At 58.2% G+C, this 25167-nt stretch carries 20 protein-coding genes; 9 read left to right on the top strand and 11 right to left on the bottom strand.

What is annotated here, in order from left to right; genetic code table 11:
- Positions 1-6 precede the first annotated feature (6 nt).
- Positions 7-978 (top strand): UDP-glucuronic acid decarboxylase family protein, encoded by a 972-nt coding sequence (locus VGM18_20160; protein HEY3975328.1) that lies wholly within the window; start codon positions 7-9, stop codon positions 976-978.
- A 31-nt stretch (positions 979-1009) separates the two neighbouring features.
- Here VGM18_20160 and VGM18_20155 read toward each other — a convergent pair whose 3' ends face one another.
- The 4 genes from VGM18_20155 to VGM18_20140 all read right to left on the bottom strand — a co-directional run bounded on the left by VGM18_20155 (position 1010) and on the right by VGM18_20140 (position 6174).
- Positions 1010-2413, bottom strand: coding sequence for a choice-of-anchor tandem repeat GloVer-containing protein (locus VGM18_20155; GenBank protein ID HEY3975327.1), 1404 nt, complete (start codon positions 2411-2413; stop codon positions 1010-1012).
- Positions 2414-2418: 5 nt separating this feature from the next.
- A complete protein-coding gene (locus VGM18_20150) occupies positions 2419-4233 on the bottom strand; it encodes a hypothetical protein (GenBank protein HEY3975326.1) in 1815 nt (604 codons plus the stop codon).
- Positions 4208-4582: a hypothetical protein gene (locus VGM18_20145; protein HEY3975325.1), complete on the bottom strand. Its 375-nt coding sequence runs from the start codon at positions 4580-4582 to the stop codon at positions 4208-4210. Before VGM18_20145 ends, VGM18_20150 begins: the two co-directional genes overlap by 26 nt.
- 431 nt (positions 4583-5013) lie before the next feature.
- A complete protein-coding gene (locus VGM18_20140; protein ID HEY3975324.1) occupies positions 5014-6174 on the bottom strand; it encodes a PilZ domain-containing protein in 1161 nt (386 codons plus the stop codon).
- A gap of 351 nt (positions 6175-6525) precedes the next feature.
- On the opposite strand from VGM18_20140, the gene VGM18_20135 reads away from it, so the two are divergent.
- From VGM18_20135 to VGM18_20105, 7 genes are all read left to right on the top strand, one after another.
- Positions 6526-7125 (top strand): prepilin-type N-terminal cleavage/methylation domain-containing protein, encoded by a 600-nt coding sequence (locus tag VGM18_20135; protein HEY3975323.1) that lies wholly within the window; start codon positions 6526-6528, stop codon positions 7123-7125.
- The gene (locus tag VGM18_20130; protein HEY3975322.1) at positions 7125-7766 is read left to right on the top strand and encodes a prepilin-type N-terminal cleavage/methylation domain-containing protein; all 642 of its coding nucleotides are present in this window, start codon (positions 7125-7127) and stop codon (positions 7764-7766) included. The genes VGM18_20135 and VGM18_20130 overlap by 1 nt, the downstream gene beginning before the upstream one ends.
- Before the next feature lie 33 nt (positions 7767-7799).
- Positions 7800-8852, top strand: a complete 1053-nt coding sequence (locus VGM18_20125; protein HEY3975321.1) for a prepilin-type N-terminal cleavage/methylation domain-containing protein — start codon at positions 7800-7802, stop codon at positions 8850-8852.
- 58 nt (positions 8853-8910) lie between these two features.
- Positions 8911-11868 (top strand): PilX N-terminal domain-containing pilus assembly protein, encoded by a 2958-nt coding sequence (locus VGM18_20120; GenBank protein ID HEY3975320.1) that lies wholly within the window; start codon positions 8911-8913, stop codon positions 11866-11868.
- A 251-nt stretch (positions 11869-12119) separates the two neighbouring features.
- Positions 12120-13466 carry a DUF3179 domain-containing (seleno)protein gene (locus tag VGM18_20115; protein ID HEY3975319.1) on the top strand — a complete coding sequence of 449 codons (1347 nt, stop codon included), beginning with the start codon at positions 12120-12122 and terminating at the stop codon, positions 13464-13466.
- A gap of 78 nt (positions 13467-13544) precedes the next feature.
- Positions 13545-13739 carry a hypothetical protein gene (locus tag VGM18_20110; protein ID HEY3975318.1) on the top strand — a complete coding sequence of 65 codons (195 nt, stop codon included), beginning with the start codon at positions 13545-13547 and terminating at the stop codon, positions 13737-13739.
- A gap of 116 nt (positions 13740-13855) precedes the next feature.
- Complete coding sequence (locus VGM18_20105; GenBank protein ID HEY3975317.1) at positions 13856-14467, top strand: HAD family phosphatase; 612 nt, start codon at positions 13856-13858, stop codon at positions 14465-14467.
- A 71-nt stretch (positions 14468-14538) separates the two neighbouring features.
- On the opposite strand, the gene VGM18_20100 is transcribed toward VGM18_20105, so the two are convergent.
- From VGM18_20100 to VGM18_20075, 6 genes are all read right to left on the bottom strand, one after another.
- Complete coding sequence (locus VGM18_20100) at positions 14539-15675, bottom strand: DUF4440 domain-containing protein (protein ID HEY3975316.1); 1137 nt, start codon at positions 15673-15675, stop codon at positions 14539-14541.
- Between the two features lie 63 nt (positions 15676-15738).
- A complete protein-coding gene (locus tag VGM18_20095) occupies positions 15739-16179 on the bottom strand; it encodes a TonB family protein (GenBank protein ID HEY3975315.1) in 441 nt (146 codons plus the stop codon).
- Positions 16180-16488: 309 nt separating this feature from the next.
- Positions 16489-17019, bottom strand: coding sequence for a hypothetical protein (locus tag VGM18_20090; protein ID HEY3975314.1), 531 nt, complete (start codon positions 17017-17019; stop codon positions 16489-16491).
- A gap of 278 nt (positions 17020-17297) precedes the next feature.
- Entirely contained in the window at positions 17298-18299 is a 1002-nt protein-coding gene (locus VGM18_20085; GenBank protein HEY3975313.1) for a metallophosphoesterase, read from the bottom strand.
- Between the two features lie 95 nt (positions 18300-18394).
- A complete protein-coding gene (locus VGM18_20080) occupies positions 18395-21439 on the bottom strand; it encodes a carboxypeptidase regulatory-like domain-containing protein (GenBank protein ID HEY3975312.1) in 3045 nt (1014 codons plus the stop codon).
- Positions 21440-21591: 152 nt separating this feature from the next.
- Complete coding sequence (locus VGM18_20075) at positions 21592-22866, bottom strand: DUF5666 domain-containing protein (GenBank protein HEY3975311.1); 1275 nt, start codon at positions 22864-22866, stop codon at positions 21592-21594.
- 364 nt (positions 22867-23230) lie between these two features.
- Between VGM18_20075 and VGM18_20070 the strand changes: the two genes are divergently transcribed.
- Entirely contained in the window at positions 23231-23857 is a 627-nt protein-coding gene (locus VGM18_20070; GenBank protein HEY3975310.1) for a hypothetical protein, read from the top strand.
- Between the two features lie 31 nt (positions 23858-23888).
- On the opposite strand, the gene ilvA is transcribed toward VGM18_20070, so the two are convergent.
- Positions 23889-25097, bottom strand: coding sequence for a threonine ammonia-lyase (gene ilvA / locus VGM18_20065; protein ID HEY3975309.1), 1209 nt, complete (start codon positions 25095-25097; stop codon positions 23889-23891).
- Positions 25098-25167: the final 70 nt, after the last annotated feature.

The following is a 25167-nucleotide window of genomic DNA, read 5'->3' as shown; positions in this document are numbered from 1 at the left end:
CAAAACATGAGTAAGAACGGCAATCGAGCACAACGCGCAGTCATTACCGGTGGCGCCGGCTTCCTCGGCTCTCATCTCTGCGATGCCCTGCTCGGCGAGGGCTGGAGCGTCGTCGTCGTCGACAATCTTCTGACCGGCCGCCGTGCCAATCTCGATCACCTGCGCAACGAGCCGCGCTTCGAGTTCGTAGAACAAGACATCTGCCAGCCGTTCGATGTTGGCCGGGTCGACTACGTCTTCCACTTCGCCAGCCCAGCCAGTCCTGTGGACTATACCGTGCATGGCATTCCCACGCTGAAGGTCGGCTCACTCGGGACGTTTCATGCTCTCCATGTCGCGCACAAGTACGACGCGAGGTATCTCGTCTCCTCCACCTCGGAGTGTTACGGCGATCCGCTGGAGCACCCGCAGAAAGAAACTTACTGGGGCAACGTGAATTCCGTTGGCCCGCGCTCGGTCTACGATGAGGCCAAACGTTTCACCGAGGCCGTCACCATGGCCTATCATCGCTATCACAAAGTGGACACGCGCATTGCGCGCATCTTCAACACCTACGGCCCGCGCATGCAGCTCAACGACGGACGCGTCGTCCCCAACTTCATGAAGCAGGCTCTGCGCGGCGAACCCCTCACGGTCTATGGCGATGGCGGCCAGACCCGCAGCTTTTGCTATGTCAGCGACGAGATCGACGGCTTCCTGCGCCTCTCGAAATCGGACGAGCATCTTCCCGTGAACATCGGTAACCCGAATGAATTCACCATCCTCGAATGCGCGGAGATGGTTTTGAAGGTGACCGGATCGAAGAGCAAAATCAGTTACGGATCGCTCCCCATCGACGACCCCCAGCAGCGCTGTCCCGATATTAGCAAGGCGCGCCAGTTGCTGGGATGGGAGCCCAAGATTGATCTGGAGATCGGATTGCGGCAATCGCTGGATTATTTCAAGGCAGCGGCTGCCCAAGAAGTGCACGTGAAGTAAGCCCGTATTTGAAGGCCCCGCCCGTCGAGCGTCACTTCAAAATCCGGAAGCTCCGGTTACCGTTCAGCGTGCCGGATGGCGTGGTCACGGTGACGGTTCCCGTGGTTGCGCCGCTGGGGACGACCGCCGTCATATAGGTATCGGACTTCACCGAAAAGCTGGTGGCGGGTACGCCGTTGAAGGTGACGCTGGTCGCGCCAGTAAGTCCCTGGCCAAGAATCTGCGCCGTGTGGCCGACCTTACCCGTGTGCTGCACGAACGTGATGAACGGTGCGAGCCCCATGTTGAGGCTGTAGACGGCGCCGTAGCCGTAGGCGCCGCCGTATTCGGCACTGCCATAAAAAAGGCCGTTCGTATCCTGCAAAAGCGCAGACCCGATGCCCGAGCCTACCGCCTGAGGAAATCGATACAGCTGCTGGTATTGACCGCCTAGACTAATTCTAAAAAGCGCCCCTTCGTTCTGTGTGCTTAGGCTTAACGTTCCGTATAAATATCCGTCCGTACCCTGCACCACGCCTCCCAACGGGTTGTAGGCCGTGGTCGAGGGATCGAAAGAGAACAATATTGAAACCGACCCCTTCTTATTCATCTTGAACACGGTTCCGTATCCTGACTGCTGTGTCGAGCCTCCCAACTCCGTCGTCCCGTAGAAATTTCCGTCGGTGGCCTCGACGAGCGGTCCCTGCGGAACCCGGCCTCCGCTTCCTCCGGGGAAGCTATAGGAGAACAGCATTTTGCCGGAGGTGTCCAGTTTGAAGGCTGTTCCAAAATTGTGGGCCCCGCCGCTGCGTGCAATGCCATAAAGATAGCCGTCGGATCCCTGAAGAAGTCCTGCCCACACGTCGATTCCGTGGATGGAGTCGAACACATATAGAGTTGTCAGCGTTCCGGCCGAAGGGGTGTACTTGTAGATGGTGGGCGGATTTCCCGCGTTCCCTGCGGTAGTTCCGTAGAAGCTGCCGTCGGACCCTTCGATGGGAGCCGACGTTGGCGACGAACCGTCGCTTCCACCAAGGAAGTTGTGGAGGATCGTAAAGGTGCCCAGTGGGCCCAGCCGATAGAGTACGCCATACGCTGAAGTTCCACCCGCCGCGGTTGCCCCATAGAAATTTCCGTCGGTACCTAGTGTAAGCCCTGCGAATGGATTGACTCCTCCTGCCTCTGATCCGAAACTGTGAATTACGTGCATCACGCCGGTCGTAGAGAGGCTGAAGTCCGATCCGGAGAACCCAAGCGGATTCGGCGAAGTTCCATACAGTTTGCCATCTCTGCCCTGCGCTGGCGGTGCGGCCGGATCGCCCGACTCGTTCTGCCCGGTAAAGCTAATTACGTCGCGAACTACCTGCGCGCCAGCTTCACTTGCCGCTATTAGTAACCCGAGGGAAACGACTGCGGCTGACCCGAATTTAGCAATCTTGGCCATAATCTTTGCCATCCAGTCTATTTGGTCTGCCCGTAGACCACGAGAAGTCCCGGACAGGTTGATGTGGAACTTCCGCCGTAGGCTGCAGGGGAACAATTGACGCCGCTGACTGACAGAAGACCGGGGGAGTAGGCAGGGCTGCCCCCTCCGACAAATACCATGCCGTTTGCTACAGTCGGCACCGTATACTTGACGCCGCCGGGCCCCGACGTGCCGCTTGACCACAGCTCACCAATGTTGCCGCTTGTCGGAATGGGATTGTAAACGTAAAGGTTAGCGGGTGAGGCTTTGTTGGTCGTGGTCGTCGTTCCGCTCCCCGCTTTGCTGATGTTTACGACCCAAAGAAGGGCATTGCCGGAATTCTTATTGTCCCACGAAATGGCGGGGCTTGCGCCTGGGTAGCCGAAGGTGGGGGGAGTGGTGGCGTTGGAGCCTGGCGTTTGGAACTGCCAAGTGGAAGGGCTAAGTTGGTAGGCATTCAGGACGTCGCCCGAGCCCGCTATGTATAAGTAATTTTCAAAAACACCTTGCGACGCGTTTCCCGCCCAGAAGGCCGCAGTGGCCCGGCTGCCCGGGGCTCCCTGGAGCGTATTTAGTATGTTTACGCCCTTAAAGCACTGCGCAATCTGCCCGTTTGTGGGTGTTGTGGTGAATTGGGTGCACGCGGTATTTGCGGAGTTCGATACGGTGCTGCAACCGTACCCGCAGTCGTCTAGGCCGCCCATCAGGCTTTGCGGAGAAGTACTCGTCGAGGTGCTGTAGCAAACATCATAGAGTACGCCCTCTTTGCCGCCGCCAATCAGTTGCTGGTTCGATGGGCACAGGGGATTCGGGGAGCCGGACGGGACCGTCGGCGACAAGAGAGTAACGCCGCCCGAGCCCAGATCAAAATCGCCGGCGGTAGGAATCACAACGGAGTTCTGAGTGGGATTGGGGCACGTTCCCGTGCTGTTAACCACGCAGACCGATTTGCCACCCGTATTTTTGTCGAGAATTGCCCAGGCGTTTGGGGTATAGAAGTCGACGGGGGTCAACGCCGGCGATGTGCCTGTGGTCTGCACCAGCTTCACCATGCTTTGCCCGAAATCCGTAGGCAACTGTGTCGCACTCGTACTGGGTGTGAAAACGCCGTTGCCGACGGCTATATAGACGTTGTTGTTCGAGTCGAGCACGGGGGCGCCCCCGCCCATCCAGATTCCGCCGCCGGGTTTGTTGTTCGGGTCCGCGGCTTCGGTGTCAAGAACTCCGATGGTGGAGAACGTCGTGCCACCATAATTGAATTGGAACGCAGCCAAATAGCCGCTGTATTGACCGTTAGTCGGAGGGGTGTCGCAGAATGAGCCGAACCCCACGTAAATATTCGCCGGCCCGGTTGAAGTTTTGTACATGGCGAGGCCGACGCGTTGGTTTTGCCCGACGGCAAGGAAGGGGTCGGTGGTATCGCCGAGGTAGTTGTTAATGGCGGTAGGAATATCGTAGGGCCCGTTGCTGTTTAGAAAGTTGTTGGCGGGGGTTATATCGAGGCCAGCGTTCAATTGGATCGCGTGGAGCCGATAGGTCCAGCTGCCGCCGCCAGCCAACACGTGCGCGGTCACGACGTACATGATCGGTGGAGTGACTGTGGTATCGATCACCGGTGTTGCCGTTATGCCGCTCTGCGGAATTACGTTGTTGCAGGTCCCAGGAAGCTGATCAAAGGGAATCGCGTATTCGTTGGTACCGTTAAGGGATGTGGCCCAGCATGGTGTCATCTTAAAGCTGCCGACGGTGCTGTTGTCCACAGCAAAAGCGTAGACCGAGTTGTTTTCAGAGGCGACTACGACGATGTTCATTATGCCAGTGCATGTGCTCCCCTTCGAGCTTCATGGTGATTCCGGTGAGGTAGAGCGGCTGCGCGTAGATCAGGCCGTCAATGACGGTGGAGGTATTGGCAGCGCTGGAGCCGATGAACCCGAACGTTCCCGCCGCAATCAGAGTCGAATTGAGGATGCTCTCATTGGGCTGCACGCCGTCGCGCGACTTGTCGTTGTGATACGTCGTTACGCAGGGTGTGGTGACGGTAACGCAGGCTCCGGGGGTGTTCGGGTCGATAGGATCCTGCGCCCAGGCGATGCTGGCAGTGATAGTAATAACGACAACGATGCAGAGGTGGAAAAGCGGGCGGCGACTGGGCGTACGCAAGGTGTCTGCGGTTACGATTCGAACCTCGGACGGGGCCCTGTGCTGCTGCATACTGGGTTCACAGCATGGCGTTGAATCGGCGGTCTGTCAAGGGAAATGCTGTTGGCAAAGATAGAGATGAGGCGGGCTGGGCCAATGTAAGATCGGCAAAACCTATTAGCTTCTTTTGCGGCGACTTAGGCGGAGACTCTTTATGGGTTAGTGCCTTATTAAGCAGAAGGGCAAATCTGTCAAGTCCACTTTCGTAGGTATTGAACGTCCACGAAAGTAGACATTTCTTCCACAGCCTAACTAACTCAAAACAAGGCATCGCCAAAATGCCTCGTAACAGAATCAACCACTTGAGGCTCACGACTCCGTACCTTTTCCACAGTGTTCCTGCAGGAACATATCGGGGACAGCTAGATGAAGCGAAGTAGTTGGAACTTACTTTAGGAGGGTTCCGTGGTGCTGGCGACGAAGGCGATCAGCTTGTTGACGTTAGCCTGTTCGTCTTTCGTTTTGAGTTCAAAGGCCACGCCGATCCCATAACCGGGATGCGAGGCCTGCACCAATCCGCGCAGATGCAGCTTTATTTCGTAGGTGCGAACCACGATCTCGACCGACTTGCCTTGCGGAATTGACAGCGGCACTTCGAGATAGCAGCCGCCCGAACTCAGATCGGTGAGGCAGCAATGATTGGGAACCGAGCTTCCGGTCTGATACACTTCCGCGCCCAGGCGGCAGGCATAGCGCACCAGCTTGCGCCGGTTATCGGCATCGGAAACGGCCGCAGTCGCCGCCGCCATCTGATATGCCCCGCTTGGCGATTTGGCGCTGCCATGGGTTTGCTCGGCCACCGACACCATCGCCAGTTGCAGGCCGTCGTCCATCTGCATCTCTACGGTGATTTCGGGAAACTGATTTTGCCGAACGCCATTGGCCACATGGACCGCGAGGAAATCCGTCAACAACCGGCGCGAAGTCTTGGGCACATCCACAAATTGAACGCCGGCGCGGCCGCTCCACTCCTGCCACACCACCTGGCCCGATAAACGAATGCTCGCGGTCTGATCCGGCAACTTAAACTGGAAATACACTTTACTGACGGGCGGAAGTTGTTTGCCGAACTGCACCTGCATGCCTTCTTGCGACAAATCGACCAGGGTGGCTTTCTCCTGCGCGACATTGGCGTAATCGATGGTGGCTTGGGCGTGCACCGGAGCGCGCGGATTTTTGCGCTTTTCCTTGCGCATGACTTCGCGCGCCGCCTTCAGCGTGCTCAGCGCCCGGTCGTAGGCGACCGGTTTGTACAGAACGAAGTTCACGCCCATGGAAAACATTTCCCGGATGCTTTCCTGCCCGGCCACGACCACGACTGCGAGCGTGGCATCGTTCACGCGGGACTCGCGCGAGTCCTTCAACAGGGAAATTACCTGCTTATTGGATCCGCCGGACACGATCAACACGTCGAAACGTTCCTGCGCCAATCGGACGCCGGCGCGCACAAAATCCGGGCAGCATTCGACCCGAATGCCCAGTTCTTCGACGACCTGGCGCAGCACCTGCGTCGGCTCCTCGTCCACGCACACGAGCAGTGCAGATAGAGTCATACCTGCCTCATCCTAGTGATCCCCTCGTTCCGCCCACAAGTTACCGGGGTCACCGTCCTAGGGAGCCCGCGCGGAAGGCTGCGCTCTTAACTGGCGCGTTCTCAATCCGTGACATGAGTAACCACTTATCGGCGCAAAAGACCAACTCTGGTATTGACCCCTCGTGCGTTGACGGCACCATGAACCGTTCCTAGGATGATCCATGACGCGATGCAGGAGCGCGAGCCCCCGCTGTTGTTCAGGCAGGTTATGCGATCTCCCCCGTTCTGGCGTCGGGCGTCTGGCGTCGTTTGTGATTGACGGGAGCGAGTAGCGCATTTGCAGGAACCGCTTCTCCCTCCGAGACAAACTATGACATCGAGCAAACATCGCGGATTCTCTCTGCTGGAATTGCTGATCGTCGTCTCCATCGGCATGATCATGGCGGGGGTCACGTTCATGGCTCTGAAGCCGCTGCTGAACCAGGATCATGTGGACCAAAGCTATGACACGGTCCTGGGAGTGATGCGCACTTATAGAAATCTCTCCATCGCCCAGAGCAAGCGCTACATCATGATCTTCACCCCTCCCCGAACCCTCCAGGTGGAGTACTGGGGCGTGGGCGTGCCGGTGAATCCGGCGCCGGTGCCGGTGGCGACTTATACGCTGCCGTCCGATATCTCGTATGCCGTGCAAGCGGGATTTCCGAATCCCGGGCCGGAGAATTTCGGCACCGGAAACACAGCGGTCACGGTGAACAATTGCGCGCTGGTGACTCAGAACTGCGTCATTTTTTATCCCGACGGCTCGGCGCAGGACGATACGGGCAACTTCAACAACGGCGTCATTTATCTGACGCGACCGGGCGACCTGTACAGTTCGCGTGCGCTCACCATCTGGGGCACAACCGGAAGAATGCGGGGCTGGCGACTCTACCTGCAAGGTGGAGTCAACAAATGGGTGCAACAATAATGCGCACATCTTATTACGCAGGTCGTCATGCAACTCGTTACGCAACTCGTCAGGCTGCTGCGCGGCACAGTTCGAGGCAGGCCGGGTTCACAATTATCGAGACCATGATCGCGATCGCGATCATGGGCATCGGCATCCTCACGGTGCTGGCCGCTTTTGGCAGTGCGCTGGCCGCCACTCAGGGGGCGGAGGAAAATCTGATCGCCCGGCAGAAGGCGCTGGAGGCGATGGAGAGCATTTACACGGCGCGCAACACGCAGCAGGTCACGTTCTCGCAAATCAATAACATCTCCAGCGGCGGCATTTTCACCAACGCGGCGACTCAACTCCTCTCCGCCGGTCCCGACGGACTGGTGAATACTGCCGATGACGTCAATTTCCCCGCCACCGGCGCATGCGCGGCCGGACCGGAGTCCATCACCCTGCCCGGCCCTGACGGCATTCTGGGTACCGCCGACGACACGTGCATGAGCCTGGCGAATTTCAGGCGGCAGATTCAGATTGGCACCGTCCTCCAGAGCGATGGCGTGACCATCAATCCCAATCTTAAGCAAATCACCGTGACCATCAGCTATTACATCGGCGGAGCCTCCACTCCGCGTACGTACGTGGTGAACGGACTGATTTCGGCTTTCCGATAGAGCGGGAACGAGAAACCGAGCATGGGAAACATCATGAAACTGTCAAAACGAGAACCGGGACGAGGCTTCACGCTGGTGGAAGCGACTGTTGCCATGGCCATTGGCTTGATCGTGCTGGCGTCTATCGTCAGCCTGTTCAAGACGGCGATGAACTCCACCATGCTGATGACGCAACGGGCAGAAACTCAGCAGAACATGCGCGGCGCTATGGATCTGATGGTCAAGGACATCAGCATGGCTGGAGCCGGTCTGCCATCGGGGGGAATCCAGTTGCCGGTGGGAGCGGTGACCAAGTTCGGTTGCGATCAAACCGGCACCTGCCATGTCGCCACTCACGCTTACCCGACTGGCAACTATATGTACGGCATCATTCCCGGATACACCAATGGGGTTGAGGGCGGCGCGGTCATTCCGGCTGCGCCGACGGCGATTAACGACAGCATCACCAGCATTTACTGCGACTACAACTTTCCTTTGTTTGAATACACCGTGACTTTCCAGTCGCCGTACGTCAATCAGATCACTCTGGCGCCGGCGACAGGATTCACTCCTCCCGCCATCAATTCAAACGGCGGCATTCAGGTCGGCGACCTGATTATGCTCAGCAATACCGCCGGCACAGAGGTGGGTGAAGTTACCACCCTTAACGCGACCACCATCACTTTTGCGGCACTGGATCCGCTCAATTTCAATGTAGCCGCCGGGGCCAATACCGTCGCATCGATTTCCGGCGGATCGAATACGGTCGCGTACCGGCTGTACGCGGTGACGTACTACTTGACGGTTCCGGGGGCCGGGCAGACTCCGCGCCTGATGCGCCAGGTCAACGGGCTCACGCCGGTTCCCGTGGCCGACGACATCATCAACCTGCAATTTGCCTACGACATTTACAACTCGACGACCAACGCGCTCGATGCCGACGAGCCCAACCCCCTCGGAGTAGGGGACTCTCCCAACAACATGCAAAAGATCAACATCATTGTCATGGGAGAAAGCATGCTGACCAACGGAAACAAATCCCAGAACATGTATCTGGCGACGGGAGTCAGCGCCCGCAACATGGCATTTCGTAATCGGTATCAGTAATTCGTTATCGGTGTTCGTTATCAGTAGTTCGGTGTTTTGGGGCAGGAGACCAAACAACATGCTACAGGGAAAAATGGGACGGCGAAGAATGGTACAGGGAAAAACAGGGCAAGGAAAAAACGGTTCGCAGCGGGGTTTCACGCTGATTGCCGCACTGCTCATCATGGTGCTGCTGTCGGGCGTGGCGGCTGGCCTTATGTTCATGGTCACCAACGAAGCCCACATGGGTGGCAACGACCTGGAAAATAATATGGCGTACTACGGGGCTGAGTCGGGCATGGAGAAACTGACGGCCGATCTCTCCGCTCTTTACAGCCAGTACCAGGTCCCGACTAACGCCCAGATTCAGAACCTGGTCAATTTCCCCCCAACGTCGGCCATGGTCCCGAACATGAACTATCCCGCGGGAAGCATCACCATCAGCTATCCGGTGAACGGCAGTGGAGAGCCGGTCAGCAGTTGGAATACGGTTAGCTCGGGATCGAACCAGGGACTTTACGCCGAACTTATCCCGATGACGATGCAGGTGATCGCCACACGGCCCTCGGGCGCGAGCGTGAATATTACCCGCAAGGTGGAAGTCTCGCTGATTCCGGTATTTCAATTTGGAGTGTTCTGCGGCTATGACTGTAGCTACTTTGCCGGTCCGAACTTCAGCTTCGGCGGACGCGTGCACACCAACCAGAATCTTTTCCTGGCTTCGGGCCTTAACCTGGTATTCAATGACAAGATTTCGGCATTTTCACAAATCGTGATGGATCAATTGGAAAACGGCCATTCAACGACGGTAGGTTACGGCGGGACGGTCTACGTTCCCAAAGCCACTGCAGGCTGCCCTCTCAACGGAGTATTTCCTCCGACCGGCGTCAACTGCGTGGCTCTTCCCGGCGCAGGAACGGTTCCGGGGGACGCCAGCTGGAGCGGCGGTTATCCCAGTGTGGGTGGCTCGGTCAACAGCAACTTCCCCAGCATTTCTTCCGGAACGCTGAACGGATTTATGGTGAATTCGCTGACCGGCGCGAAGAACATGCAGTTGCCGTTCGTGCAAAACAGCTGCACCAGCAACCCGCCGCCCTGCACCGATCCAATTTCGATCGTGCGCAAGCCGCAGCCCGGCGAATCGGCAAGCAGCACGCTGGGCACGGCGCGCCTTTATAACAAGGCAGTCATTCGCATCCTTCTGGCGGACACGCAGGTCGACTTGCATCCTGAGCGCGGCGCGATTGCCGATGGACAGGATTACCAGTTCCCCACCGCCTCTGGTACGGTCTATGCTCCGGGTACGACCGAATATTTTGGTTGGGCCACGCCGGGAAGCCATGGATGGGTCAATCCCCTCAGCAATGGCGTGCTGCAAAACTGGACCGCTACCGGATTTCCCATCATCGGGGAGCTGACCAGCAATCCCACTTCGGTAGCGCAAATGGCTGTCGCTGCGACCGGAGGCCCCTGGCTGCGCGTTGAGTACTTGAACAATGCCGGGACCTGGGTGGGCGTCACGACGGAGTGGCTGGGACTGGGTTTTGGCCGCCAGTTCGATATCGTCCCCACTGCCCCCGGTACGACTAATACGATTGATCCCAACGCGATTCTCATTCTTCATCAACTTATGCCCACCGTGGCTCAGACCGCAGCCTCCGCTCACGGCGCAGGAACGCAAGGAAACTGGTACCCGATCAACTTCTATGACGCGCGCGAAGGCGAGATGCGCGACAACACCGTGGCCAACACGGTGAGCGGCACGAAGCAATATTCTTCCTGCTCGGTGCAGGGCATTATGAACGCGGTTGAGCTGGACGTGGGCAACCTGGCGAAGTGGCTGAAGGGTTCGATCGGCGCCAGCGGACTGAACGTGAACTACACGAATTTCAACGGCTACGTTCTGTACTTCTCCGATCATCGCGGCATGCTGCCGTCTACGCACACTTCGAACGGTGGGCAGACTCCTGCCGGCGTCATCAACGGAGAATCGGGACTTGAGGATGTGGTGAATTCAAGCGCGAATCTGACTTCCACAACGCCGGACGGAGTTCTGGAAGGCGCGACTTATTACACGTACTCGCCCGAGGATGTCGATCAGAATGGGTTCCTCGACAATTGGGGTGAGAAAAATCTGGGCTATGGCTTCGAGATCAACACCGGCTCTCCGCTGAATGGGTATCAGCGGATTGTGGTCTCAGGGGCGGGCACGGCTAGTTCGATCGACTGCGCAGCCTATAATCCCGGTACCACCGCCACACCACTTCCTATTCCTACCACCACCACGCTGCTTAGTGGCGTCACAGATCAGCGGGGCATGGCGAATCCGGTCAGCGGAGCTCGCCACGTATTGAAACTCGTGGATGGGGGCATGAGCGCCGGCCTACTGAGCTACCTGCCGGTCATGCCTACGACCAGCGGATGCTCGCAAAGCGCGACCAATCCGACGGGCTGCGGTGGGTTCACCATCGCTTCCGAGAACCCGGTGTACATCCAGGGCAACTACAATACCAACTCGTCAGATCCTTTCTGGGGCACGGCCAATGCCGCAACGCCAACCCAGACCCCGCATTCGGCAGCGTCCATTATCGCCGACTCGGTCATGCTTCTATCGAACCAGTGGAGTGATGCGAACAGTCTCGCGAACCCCGACGTCGCTGGGAATCGTGTTCCCACGGCGCCTTCGTATTACCGCACTGCAATCTCGGGTGGAAAAAGTGCTCCATTCCCGCAACCCACCTGGACCAACGTGGCGAACGACTTCGGAACCGACGGAGGAATGCATAACTTCCTCCGGTATCTCGAGAACTTGGGCGCGCAACCCCTCTACTACAACGGTTCGCTGGTCAGCATGTACTACTCGGAATACAACACGGGAACGTACAAAGACGGGCCGGGCGGCGACGTGTACAGCCCGCCGCAGCGAGATTACTACTTTGACGTCCTGTTCCTGACGCCGAGCAACCTGCCACCGGCAACGCCTCAGTTTCAGGACATCGACAACCTGAGTGCGCACCAGAACTTTACGCCGCAGTAGTTTTGCTGAAGCTGCAACCACGAAGGGCACGAAGGTATACGAAGGAAAACCTTGACGGCAAGGTCCTTTATACTTCGTGCCCTTTGTATTTTGGCATGGTTGCGGTTTCGTTTTCGTTTTTTCATCTTTTGCGAAGCTTTCGGGCGGGGCCTTCGGGCGGGGCCGGACGAATGCGTCCGGCCCTACGTGATCTTCGTTTGGGTAAGATCGTATAGATATACTATTGCTCGGCTCCCCAGGCCTTTGCGAGGATGCTCGACGCCATGCAGCCTTATTTTTATCGTCGCGGCTATTTGTGGTTCATCTTTGGTTTGTCCGCGCTCGTAGGCATTGCATTTTTCTTGATCCCTGCGTTTATCATCCGGCCGTTTGCACACCAGAGTGGGCGAGGACTGGCGCTGGCGCTGGCTCTGCGCGAGCGCGCGCCCTGGGGCACGGTATGTGCTGGGATTGTATGTCTGCTCGCAGCCACGGCGCTCTGCGGCGGCTCAAGATCCGCTGATGTGGGATCGCGCACCAGACGGGGCGAGTGGAGGCGCAAGGCTATCCTCGGCGGGGTCATCTTGTTGGTCGCATTTTCTACCGCGATGGCGCGGCTGAATTACTTTGAGTGGATGTTTCATCCTGTCGATAGTCCGCAGTTCGAACTGGCTGCGGCGAGCAAGCTCGACAAAGGAGAGATGGTTCTCGCGGTGCGCATGGGCTCCGACGCGCGCGCCTACCCCATCCGCGAGATGGCTTACCACCACATTGTGAATGATTTGGTCGGCGGGGTCGCAGTGGCTGTGACGTATTGAACGCTGTGTCACACCGGTCTGGTGTGGTCGCGAAATGTGAACGGAAGAGTGCTGCATTTTTATCTGGCCGGCATCAACAATCAGAATTTCCTGATGCGCGATAAAGAAACCGGCACGTGGTGGCAGCAGATCACCGGGAGGGCGATCTCCGGCCCTTTGCAGGGCGCGTCACTCGGGTTGGTGCTGAGCGATGAATTAACTCTGGGCGAATGGAAATTGGAGTTGGGGGACGCATCCGGCGGCAAAGTTTTGGCCGAGGTGCCGAAGTACGCAAAGGAATACGACAGCAATTGGGAGCCGGAAGTGGCGAAGCTGCCGGTGGTGATCAGCTTTCCGGGAACCGTGTTGAAGTCGCGCGACGTCGTGGTCGGCTTGCAGATCGACGGACCGGCTCGCGCTTATCCCTGGGACTTACTGGTGAAACAATCGCCGGTGGTGGATCGGGTGCATGGCGTACCGTTACTGTTGGCGGTCGGGCCGGACGGAAAATCGTTTCGAGTCTTCATCAGCCGCATCGACGGACAGGATGCTGAGTTCTTTTTGAAAAGCGAGGGCGAAACCGAGACGCACGTGGCGACGGCAACCGCGGCGGCGCCCGTCGCCGAACCCAAAGCCACTCCCGCTCCCGCTGCAAAGCCTTGGATTCTGCTCGACACCACCACGGGGAGTGAGTGGAATTTTCAGGGATGCGCTGTCTCTGGTCCGGCGCTAGGGAAATGTCTGGATCGGGTTCCGGCGCTGAAAGATTATTGGTTCGATTGGCGCAACTATCATCCGGAGACGACGGTTTATCAACGGTAAGTTGTCGCGGTTCAGGCTCTCGCATATGTCTGATGGCGCAGCCTGGTCAAGCGGAAATATGCCGGATAGAATTACGCTATGGCCATGGAAGCGCATCCCGAATCCAATCGCGAGCAAGATCGAACCCAGGCGGCCACGCATATTGCCGGTGCCCAAAAGATTCTGAAATCGCTGCAAGAGAAGATCGGCGAGCATCCGGAAATCGGCGATGCCATCACGAAACTGGAGATGGCATTGAATGTTCTGGCGGTGAAAACCGGCGGCCTGCTGTAAAGGCGATCGACTTTTAATTGACTGACTTAATCTGAGGTTGCAATCGCCTTGTGGTTCACTCCCCGAAGTTCATCTACACTTTGTTGAGAACTATTTGAGCAGACGGAGGGATCACCTTGTCGAGCGTTCGCGCGATTTTCTGGGATGTCGGCGGTGTGCTGCTCACCAATGCCTGGGACCACACCGAACGGGCCGACGCGCTCGAACACTTTCATCTCGACGCAAAACAATTCCACGATCGGCACGAGATAGTAGTTGCCTCGTTCGAGCGGGGGCAGATCACACTCGACGAATACCTCGACCGCACGGTCTTTTATCAGAAGCGCGTTTTTTCGCGCGAGGCCTTTCGCGAGTACATGTTTTCTTTAACGAAGCCCATTCCCGACGTTCTGGACTTTGCGCAGGCCCTCGCCAAGTCGGGAAGATATTTCATGGGCACGATCAACAACGAATCGCGGGAACTCAATCAATATCGGATTGAGAAATTTGGACTGCGGAAGATCTTCCGGCTTTTTGTAAGTTCGTGCTACGTGGGATTGCGCAAGCCTGAGTGCGAGATTTATCGCCTGGCGCTGGAGATCACGCAAATTCCGGCGGAAGAATGCTGCTTCATCGACGACCGCGCGGAGAATCTGGAATACCCGTCCAAACTTGGGATGCACACGATCGAGATGCGAGGTCTCGATCAGCTACGAGGCGATCTCGCGAAGGTAGGCGTGACGCTGTGAACGGAACCGGTCGTCGGTCATCGGTTGTCGGCCATCGGTCGTGAGCTCGAGATTGACGGCCGACGCCTGCTTTACACGTTCTTGCGCGGTTGGCTGGTCTTTACGGCTGCGCCCTGCGGGATGTCGGACTCGAGGGTGGTCAGCGTCAGATCGCTGGACCAGCAGTCGGCGGTGACTCTCCACTCGCCGTTACCCTGGCGCGCGCAGACCCACAAATATTTGCCGCGCTCTTCGCGGCGTTTGCCGGTGGCGCTGGGGATCAGGGCTTTGAATCGTCCACCTTCGTAGGCAAGTTCGCCGACAACTTCCACGCGCAACGGTTCCAGTTCGACTTCTCCCAGGCCGGCGTCGAGCGCACCGAAGAAAAATTCGTGCACCGCCGACGCGCCGCGCAGCGGGGGACAATTCGAGCGCAGCACCAGGGCGTCCGCCGTATATAGCTCGAGCAAATCATCGAGATGTTTGGTATTGCAGGCCAGCACCCACTCGTGCGCGATGCGCCGCACCGCAGCTTCGGCGCGGCTCAAGTCTCCACGCAGGGCCGCTGTAGGCCGGAATTTTTCTTCTCGCAGGGAATCGCGCACGGAATCGCGGGCTGGCTCCGCCGCCGATCGCGCCGCGATGGCTTCTCCGCCAGGAAAATAATGATGATGATAATGGTGATGGTAGTGGTGAGTTTCCTGTCCGGTGGGCCGCGTGGAGGGCGGCCTCATGGCGGGATCTGGTTCAAGGAACGTATTGGATGAAGGCGTGAGAGCCTCCGGTTCTTTTGGATTCGCCACCGGCAAATTCGCTGGGGGCGAAATTTCGGATTCTGGCGCCGGCGATTCTGTCACCGCGATGCCGCACATACCGCAGAATTTGTTCCCCTGGCGATTCTGATAGCCACAAACTCCACAGACAATCGTATTGGGATCGCCGGAGAGTTCCTGGACCGAGAGTTGCTGCGCAGAGACTTGCTCGACGGAATGGTCGGCTGCGTGTTCCGCGTCGGCTTCGGTGGCCAGACGCTGAGCGGCTTCCAGCGCCGCGGCAATCGCCTCCGGACTCGGCTTAGGACGCCGCAATTCAGGCTGGAGCCTGCGGTAGAGTTCGTCCATTTCGGGGCGGCGAAGGGGGGCATCGGCGGGTCCGGGATCTTTGTCTTTTTCCCGGTCTTTGCCTTGGCGCTGGTTTCGGTTGGGGTCTTTGTCCACGAATCGAATCACTCCGCCGGCTCATTCTAGTCCAGCGGGCGGGACTCGTGCTATGGGGCTCGTGCGATTGGACTGCTATCGGCTGGAGAACTGGATCTTGCCTTCGATCTCGGTGGGAACGCCGTTGCAGGTTGCCGGACGATATCTCCAGGTGCGCACGGTCTGGAGCACGTGACGATCGCCGGTGAGGCCGGCACTCTCGAGAATCAGTGGGCTATGAACGCGGCCGTCGGTTCCGATGATAAAGCTGACTGTGACTTTGTGGCCTTTGGTAGCGGGAGGAAAAAGGGGATCGGGAGTGGCGAGGGCCTCGGGCGGCTCAACGTCTTCGCAAGAAGGGCGGGAGCTGACATGAGCTACATCGACAAACTGCGCAGCGCGGGCCAGAGTTCCCGAGAGCCGATTTTCACGCTGCTCGAGGGTTGCCGACTGCGGGCGGGGGGCGGGTGCGCTCGCAGCGAACGCAAACACCGGGATGGCACAGATCAGAATCGCAGGCCAGTTGCGACGATGCATAGAGTCTCGTGGTTTCCTTTCGACTTATGGCTCGCGGCTATGGAGTGCCGACAGTTGAGCCGGAACGAGCTTAAACCGCTGCTGCTGGGGAGGCAAACGCAGGCCCACACTATCGAATTCGTATCTCATTGTCAGCACATGGGTTACGAGTAGGCGCCGGAAGTCGATGCAGATGCGGGTGCAAGAGATTGCATACTGGCGAAGAATGCTGTCGTCGAAGTAGTGCGCATATCAAGAATGGACTTTCTTCAATAAGCGAAGGGAGGCGAAGCTGACGCTTCGCCCCCAAATTCGAGTCGGCCGGAGAGCCTACGGTTTGTAGATACTGTAGAGGTTGGTGTAGGTGTACATCGTCGTTCCGTAAGTGGTGTAGAACGACATGTAGGCGGTGTGAGTTCCGGGAGTTACCACAACGTTGTTGATAGAGCTGATGGCAGAGTAGGAGCCGTCGGCTGCGTCGTATCCATTGTAGGCGCAAGCGCCCGCAATCGCTCCATCCACAACCAGGCAGAGTGCGCGGTCGTCGTCGGCAAGGCCGCCGCCGGAACTGGTGGCGAACGAATTCACCAGCAGAGTGCAGGTGTTATAGACGCTGCTCGGGCAACTGAAGGTCGCTCCACCGTCTTCTACGTTGAAGCCGGCGGCGAGAACGGCATACGGCGTGGCGGTCGTGATGAAGTTAGTCCTGTTGATCTCGTTGGTTGGTGGCGGAAAGTGCAAGTTTGAGATGTTGCGGGGAGGGCCTGCTTCGTGAGTTCCAGCGGCGGACACCACGAAGTACGCTCCGACCAATAACATGGTGAGAGCAACGCAAAGGGCCAGCTTTGTTATCTTCGTCATGGTTTCTCCTTGGTACTCCAAACAAGTTTGTGTAAATCGAACGGTGGTACGCGGCCCAGACTTCAAAAGCCCCACGAAGTTACCCCATCTGGCAGGAATCTTAAAGCGCAAATTTTCAATCTGCCTGTGAAAAAACTCTTGATCGGCAAACTCTTGCACAGTAATGAAAATTTGTTGCAGCAAGGAACGGCAGTTTGAAGTGCGGGCTGGAAGTGTCCGACTTTGCGCGCTCCGCGCAAAGGTCGCGAAGTCCAAGAGGACGCCTGCCCAGGTCGAGCCTAGCGACTCGCGGCACGGCGCAGCGTGAGTAGCGTAATTTCGGGGGGGCAGTTCATGCGAACTGGAACGCCGACTGTGCCCAGTCCGGGATTGGTGTAGAGAGTGAGCCCGCGCACGTTGTACAGACCCCAAATGTACTTTCTTCCCAAGTCCGGCAAGTAAATGGGCCGGACAAACGGGATGCGCACCTGACCTCCATGGGAGTGACCGGAGAGTTGGAGATCGACGGGATGTCGCGCCACTCGGTCGGCATAGTCGGGCTCGTGCGCGAGCAACACCGTGGCATCATCGGCAGGAATGTCATGCAGAGTGGAGTTGAGGTCGGCGGTGCCGCCCAGCACATCGTCGATGCCAGCGAGCCAGAAGCGCGCTCCGTCGTGTTCAATAGCGACCGATTGATTGGATAACACTGGAATTCCCGCGCCGTGAAGCGCAGCGGTCACGCGATCGGGATCGGTAAAGGCGTCGTGATTTCCCAGCACCGCCCAGGGGCCGTGAGGCGCGCGCATTTGCCGCAGCAGTTGAGCGCAGGGCTCGGCCGCAGCCGCGGCTTCGGTGGGGTCGCCGACCCAAGGAGAAGTAACGAAGTCTCCAGTGAAAACGATCAGTTCGGGATGCAGATCGTTGACCAAGCCGATTGCGGAATGAATCGGATGCACCGAGAAGTGAGGATCGTAATGGAAATCGCTGAGCAGGGCGATGCTAAAGCCATCCAGCCGGGAGGGCCAGCGGCGGAGGGCAATCTCGCGGCGGACGACGCGAACCAGATTTGGCGCGAGCAAGGTGGTGTCGAGGGCAAGTGCGGCAACGCCTGCGGCCGCGGCGAGGCCGAGAAATTTTCGGCGGGTGGTGCGGGACTTGCGCGCTACCAGTTCGTTTGCAGATAGTTCAGTTGCGTTGGGGCTGAGCGGGACGGACTTGGCCGAACGTTCGCCGGCCGGGTTTCCGTTCGCCTTTGCTCCGTCAGCCTTGGGAAGAGAGCGCAATCGGGTTTTTGGCACCCCACGCTTGTGGATCGCAGTCCGTTCATTTCAGCATATCGCGAACCCTTCGGTCCGCGATATACCGAGCCGAGTGCGCCTGTTCTATAACGCAATCAGAAGGCAAATGTGGCTTGCAGTTCGATGCGGCGATTGGCGGAATTGCCCTGCGAGAACGGACCGCCTTGCAGCGAATTGGAGACGTCAAAGAGCCGGGAACCAAGAACTCCGTTAGGATTCGAGGCGTTGACGTTGTTGAAAACGTTGCGGGCATTCACGCCGAGAGTGACGTTGTAGCGCCGGTCCGAACTTGATGAAGTGGTAAAGCCGCCACCTCCGCCGCCGAAAAGCGGGCCCCGCGGGCCACCGCCGGCTCGTCCGCCGCCACCTCCGCCGCCAGAACCACCCTGCGGTTGGTGCGGTCCTGTGGCTTTAGTCCTGGGCCCGATTCCGAAGGTTTTCGTAAAGCGCAGGTTCATCACAAAGTGATTCGGGCCCGTGCCGTAGTTTATGGGCAGAAGCCTTCCGGTGGCGCCCGAGGCGTCGAAGGTTCCCAACTGGGTGCAGTAGATGGAACCCGAGGGCGCAGCTCCGGCGGGGCAGGTTGCGGTGGAAACCAGCGTGGGACGGTCGTTGTAGATCTGATCTCCGTTCTGATCAATCGGGGACGTGATGTTGAAAGGAGAGCCGGAACTGATGACCATGAAAGGACTGAGGCGCATCAGGTAGGGCAGGGCGATACTGCCGCCGAGGAATACCCGATGCCGAATGTCGAAAGCGCCGCGGCCATAGTCCTGGCTGATGTTGTAGGAATTGGACGCGAAGCTGGCAGAGCCGGAGTTAGAAACGCCAGCGGTATCGCTGTTGGCATAATTCAGGGTATAGAACCCGAACAACTGGAGCTTTGCTCCGACGCGGATATTGCTGTTCACGATGAGCTGATTTTGTTTGAAATTGCCTTCGGAAACGTAGCGGTAGATGTTGCCTCCGCTCACCGCTGCGCAAGCGGGAAGTCCGGCTTGCCCGCAAGGGGTGCCAGGGTAAGGAGCGTTGGCGTTGATGGTGACCAACTGATCGAATCCCCGCGAGTTTAAGTACGTGGCCGCGACGGTTGCGGATTTCGTGACTTGGCGTTCCACACTCACCGCGCCTTGCAGAGTGTAGGGAGCATGCAAGCGAGGACTGATCTGGTAAATGTTGGAACTGGAAGTACTCACTGGGCCGCAGTTGGAGAAATTCGTGAGCGCAACACCAAGCCCCGGGAAACAGGTGGGGTTGTCGATGATGAACTGCTGCTGCGTGACTCCGTTCAGGCGCTCGGCCTGCAAGATTGGCGTGGTCTGGAAGCGATCGTAGAAAATTCCGTAGCCGCCCCGAATCACCACTTTGGGTGGAAGGGTGCGGCCGCCCACGCCCCAGGCGAATCCCAGGCGCGGGGCCCAGTCTCCGCGGTCGTGGATGTAATTTTGGCTCTCGAAACGCAGACCGGCACTGAGGGTGATATTCGGGCGAATTCGCCAGTCGTCCTGGACGTAAGGTTCGACGTCGTAGTAATCGATGGCAATGTTCGGGCTTCCCGTTGTGTAGGAGAGCTGGGTCGCATATGGAATCCCGCCCCCACCGTTCAATTGCCGCTCGGCATAAGCCAGAGAAATCGGACAGGGCGTAGTCGCGCCTAGCGCGCAGGGCGGATTGTCATTCGGTGGAGGCTCATTCCCTGGTGTATTCAGCGACGAAAAAGTGAAAGTGCCATTGAACCCTGAGGTGGAAAAATTTGGTTCGTGCGTGGCGCGGACGCGCGCCCCGAACTTGACGGTGTGATTGCCGTGAATTAACGAAGTATAGTTCTGGATTTCGTAATTATTCTCCACATCGTTGAGGTTGCCCTGGCCGAAGCCGCCGCCCGTAAAGTTGCCGAGCACGCTCACCGCTGGATTCGTATCCTGCGGGGTCTGGATCGTCACGTCGCGGTTGTACTGGAAGCGCGTCTCATTAATGACTTTCGAGCCGATCACCTGTGTATCGCTGACCTGCACCGTGTCTTCGGTTTCCTTGGAGTAGTAGGCCTGGGTCGGTAGGCTGGTAACGCCCGGCAAGTCGTTGTTCTGAGTGTCGCGATAATACTGGTAGCGCGCCGTCAATGTGTTGTTCTTGCTGAGCGCCCAGTCGAAGCGCGGACCGAGGTTGGTGCGCTGGCGCGGGCTGGAAATGGACTCGACCAACGAAACTGGAGTGGTGAAAGTGGGATCAAGCACGACCGCGTTGATGGCGGACAATTCGTTGATGTTGCGGCGTTGCAGGTTGAAATAGAATGACGCTTTCTTGCCGATCGGTCCGCCGATGTTTCCGTTGTACTGAACGGAATCGTAAGGAGGCTCGGCACCCGCGAATGGATTGGGCGAGTTAAAGGCGGAATCGTTGCCCAGAACGAAAATCTCTCCGTGATATTTATCGGTGCCGGGCTTGGTGAAGATTTCGATGCGGCCGTAACCCAACTTATCGTATTCGGAGGAGAACGGATTCTGATTGATGCGAATTTCTCGGATTGACGATTTGGGCGGCAGTTGACCGGCGGTAAAGCCGTCAATGTACATCTGTCCGCCGTTGGGACCTGCCGAAGGCCCGGCGAGGGCTTGCAGATCGGAGAGCAATTCGTCGGGATCGTCGGGCAGCGCTTCGAGTTCTTTACCGGAGATCGTGATCGCGCCGGCGTTGTTCGAGGGATTTACGTCAACCGTCGGCGCCGTGTCGGAGACCTGGACTTTCTCGGTCTCGACTTCGATTGCCATCGATACGTTCAGTCGCAGGGGCTGATTGCCGATTATGACGTTGTCGTTTTCGTAGAGAGTAAATCCTTGAGCGGCGACCGTGAGCGTGTACTTTCCTGCCGGCAGGGACTTGAATTCATACATGCCCTGGGCATTGCTCTGCACTACGACGGGAGATCCGTTTGGAGGAGTCATGATCACATTGGCCGCAGAAATAGCGGCTCCCGAGGGATCGGTCACCAGGCCCCGGAGCGATCCGGCGGAGGTTGCAGCGCCGGTTTGAGCTGACGACGTTTGGCCTGACGCCGCTTGAGCGACCGAAGCTTGACCCAGCAATGCGCTTACTGACAGCAACGATAACGATGTTATGACGAGGTAACGCAGGTATCTCATTTGCAATTTTCCTGATTTCTGAACAGGTCTGGATTCATTTGAATTTTGTTTCGTATGAATTCGGGAGTGGCCAAACATTCGGGAGCGGCGGCCAAACAATAATTCAGCAATAACCTTCAGCAACAATCTTCAAGCAATAATCATTGAGAGAGCTACGGGCCGGAGTCGCCCCCAGGTGCGCCCCCTAAGCTCCACGGAGCGAGCATCATCGCCTGGCCGGCGGTGGGCGAAGCTTGAAGGATCGGCTCAACCCCGCTGAGCAGCGTAATCGCGGTATTGGGACTCGAAGGCGAGCCTTCGGTGGCGAGGATCACTACTGCGTCTCCTTTTTTCAGGTCGAGATCAGTCAATGTTGAAGACGGAAGTCGGCTCAGGACTTGCTGGAAATCGATGGCTCCGCCGGTGCGCACGCCACCCGGCGCACCACCGCCCATCCCTGCTGCGCCCGCGCCCGGAGTTCCGACGCCTGGAGCACCCGCATTTCCGCGCGCTGACGAACCGCTGGTCGGCGTTCCGCCGGCTGGCGCGGAGGAACTCGCCGCACCCGGCATACCCGGCGGAAGGGCGCTCTTGATTCTCATCGCAAAGCGCTGCGCCATTTCGGCCGGTATCTTGTGGAGTTGCGAGTCGGGCGTAATTTTCACCTCCACGGTTTTCTTGCTCAACACATCCTGAACGCTGAGTGTGCCGGTGCTTGCATCGACACTTTTGACGGTTCCCTCGATGTAGGGGAACTTGCCGGAGACAATCTCGTCGGCGGTTATTTCGGCGCCATCGGAGCTGCGAGTCCCGCGCGCGCGCAATTGGTCTCCGACGTGAATTTCGTGCAATGTGCTGGGCTTGGCATCTTCAAATTTCACGGAGTCGGGAGCGTAGCGCCGGATGACGGTACTTTTTGTGATGTGGACGACGGTGGTCTTGGTTCCGGTGCGGCAAGAGGCCGCGACGGTTATTGTGCCGGTGTTTTCATCCAGAGCGCAGACGAGGCCGCCCATGCCACGCTTTTGCCAGTCCTGGCGGATTTGCTCACCGACGGCGGCCACGGTTGAGCGCGTGATGACGATGATCTCCAAGGCGGCTAGCGTCTTGCCGTCATCGGATGCATGGCCGCGGGCGCGAATCGTATCGCCGACCTGCAACTCCTGCAACTGAATGGGCGTGGCATTCTTGAGGTCCTTTTCCCCGGGGGCAATGCGCAGGATGCGTGCGTTGGGCTGCACAGTCACTGCAACCTCGGCACCGGCTTCCGCTGCGAGCGTGATTGTGTTTCCATTGATCGCTTTGATGGTTCCGATGCGCTTCGCCACCGCGGCCTGGCCCGCATTCTGCGCCTGGGAAAAAGTCGCTGCGAAAGATGCCGGAAGAAACGGCGCTCCGGTCACGAGCATGACGGCGAATCCGACGGTTGCAAGTGTTCGTCTTGCCATCGTTCGTCCCGCCATCGTTCTTATTGCGGTCAATCGTAGTTTTGCGCTCATACGCCCCACCTATAATTTACATTGCCGCAGGCCGCGGAAGCCTATGGTTTACAAAGTTTTACCCAAACATAACAAGTATGGCGGGCGGCGTTCCCGGCGGGCATTTTCGGAGACCGTTTCTTCTGACGCATCCAGAGTGCTAATAGACGAGGGGGGTGGGCGGAGATACGATTTTGACAGGCAAGTTTGCGGATATTTGTCTTTCATGCATGTTCCTATCTTACGTCGTTTTCTGTGTTGGGCGATGCTGCTCGTCCTCCCTCAGGCCGTCTTGGGCCAGAGTGGGACGGACAAGAACGGTCTAGCTCCGCCTGTGCAGCCTCAGAAGGGCGGGTCAATTCTCCGCACCCAGGGCAGCGTCTGGGTCAACGGCTACGAAGCCAGGGACTCCTCCGCAGTGTTTCCCGGCGACCTGCTCGAAACTAAGGCTGGAGCTTCCGCGAACCTGAGCCTGGAGGGAACTACTATTCTGCTTGAGCCAGAAACCGTCGCCCAACTGGGAGCGAATCTTCTTGAATTGGATCATGGCAGCGTTTCCGTGGGAACCTCGAAAAGTTTTAAGGTGAAAGTAAATTGCCTGACCGCAATACCAGTGTTGACGGAATGGACGCAGTATGAGGTGGCGAATCTGAGTGGAAACATTCAGGTGGCCGCGCGCAAGAGCAACGTGAATGTGGAGCGCGCGGGAATCAAGGAAGCGGCCCACAAGAAACCGATTGCAGGGACGGGAACGTCCAGCGGATCTACGGTTCACGAGACCGAGCAAAAGAGCTTCGATCAGTCGGAACTGTGCGGGACTCCGCGCCCGCAAGGCGCCGGTGCCAGCCCAAACACCAAATGGATTGCGGCGGGTGCGGCAGGGGGAACAGGAGTTCTACTTTGCGTCCTGCTGTGCGGCGGTAGCAGCTCGAAAACTCCTATTAGTTCGTCGGCTCCGTGACCGACTGTCTCGGATTACTATTCGGGCTGGATCACAAAATTCTTTCGTGGGTGTAGCCTGCGGCGACCAGGGCCTCCAGAAGCTCGACGATATGGTCGGGGCCTCGGGTTTCCATGGTGATGTCGATGGCGGTGTCGCCGAGATTGACACCGTGGTAGGCGCGATCATAGGCGGTCTCGACGATATTGGCGCGATGGTCGGCGAGGATTCCGGTGAGGCGGTGCAGCGCGCCGGGATAGTCGGGCAGGTGAACGCGTAGACGGACGAGGCGGCCGTCTTTCACGAGACCGCGCTCGATGATGCGCGAAAGCAATGTGACGTCGATATTCCCGCCGCCGACGAGGACGGCGATTTTCTTTCCTTGGAGCGGCAGCTTGCGGTTGAGCAGGGCGGCGATGGCGGCCGCTCCCGCGCCTTCCGCCAAAGTTTTTTCGCGCTCCAGCAACAGGAGAATTGCGTTCGCGATTTCTTCCTCTTCGACCGTCACGATGTCGTCGACATACTGTTGAACCAGAGGGAGCGTGCGCTCTCCGGCGCGGCGTACCGCGATTCCATCGGCAATGGTCTTGGCGGCGTTCAGAGTAACGGGCTTGCCTTCGGCCACGGCGGCTTTCATGGAAGGAATGCGCGCGGGTTGCACGCCGAAAATCTGCACGGCGGGACTCGTTTCTTTGACGGCGCAGGCGATGCCGCCGATCAATCCTCCGCCGCCAATGGGCGCGACGATTACTTCGATCCCAGGATGCTGCTCGAGAATTTCCAGCCCCAGCGTTCCCTGCCCTGCGATGACGGCATCATCGTCGAAGGCATGAATGAGCGTCAGGCCATCGTGCTGGCTCAGGTGAATGGCTTTCTCGTAGGCCTCGTCGTAGTTTGTGCCGTGAAGAACGACTTCGGCTCCGTAAGCGCGCGTGGCCGAGACTTTGGTTAGAGGTGTGGGGAGCGGCATGACGATGCGGGCGGCTATTTTGTGCCGTCCCGCGTGGTAAGCGACGCCTTGCGCGTGATTGCCGGCGGAGGCCGCGATTACGCCGCTGGAGCGTTCATCCGGATTGAGAGTGAGAAGTTTGTTCAGCGCGCCGCGTTCTTTGAACGCTCCGGTGCGCTGCTGATTGTCGAGCTTGAGGAAAATGGAATTGCCGGTGAGGCCGGAAAATGTCTCCGAGTGCGTGCAGGGCGAAACGCGGATATCGGCGCGAATTCTGTGGAGAGCGGCCTGGATGTCGGAAAGTTGGATCATGCGGGTTGAGCAGCATCTTACACGGCCCCGGCTTTCAAGTTCTGCATAGGTATCGCGACGGGGGAAATCA

Source organism: Candidatus Sulfotelmatobacter sp. (genome assembly GCA_036500765.1).
Taxonomy (GTDB): domain Bacteria; phylum Acidobacteriota; class Terriglobia; order Terriglobales; family Acidobacteriaceae; genus Sulfotelmatobacter.
The sequence above is the reverse complement of the archived record's forward strand: the minus strand, read 5'-3'. Positions and strand labels throughout refer to the sequence as shown.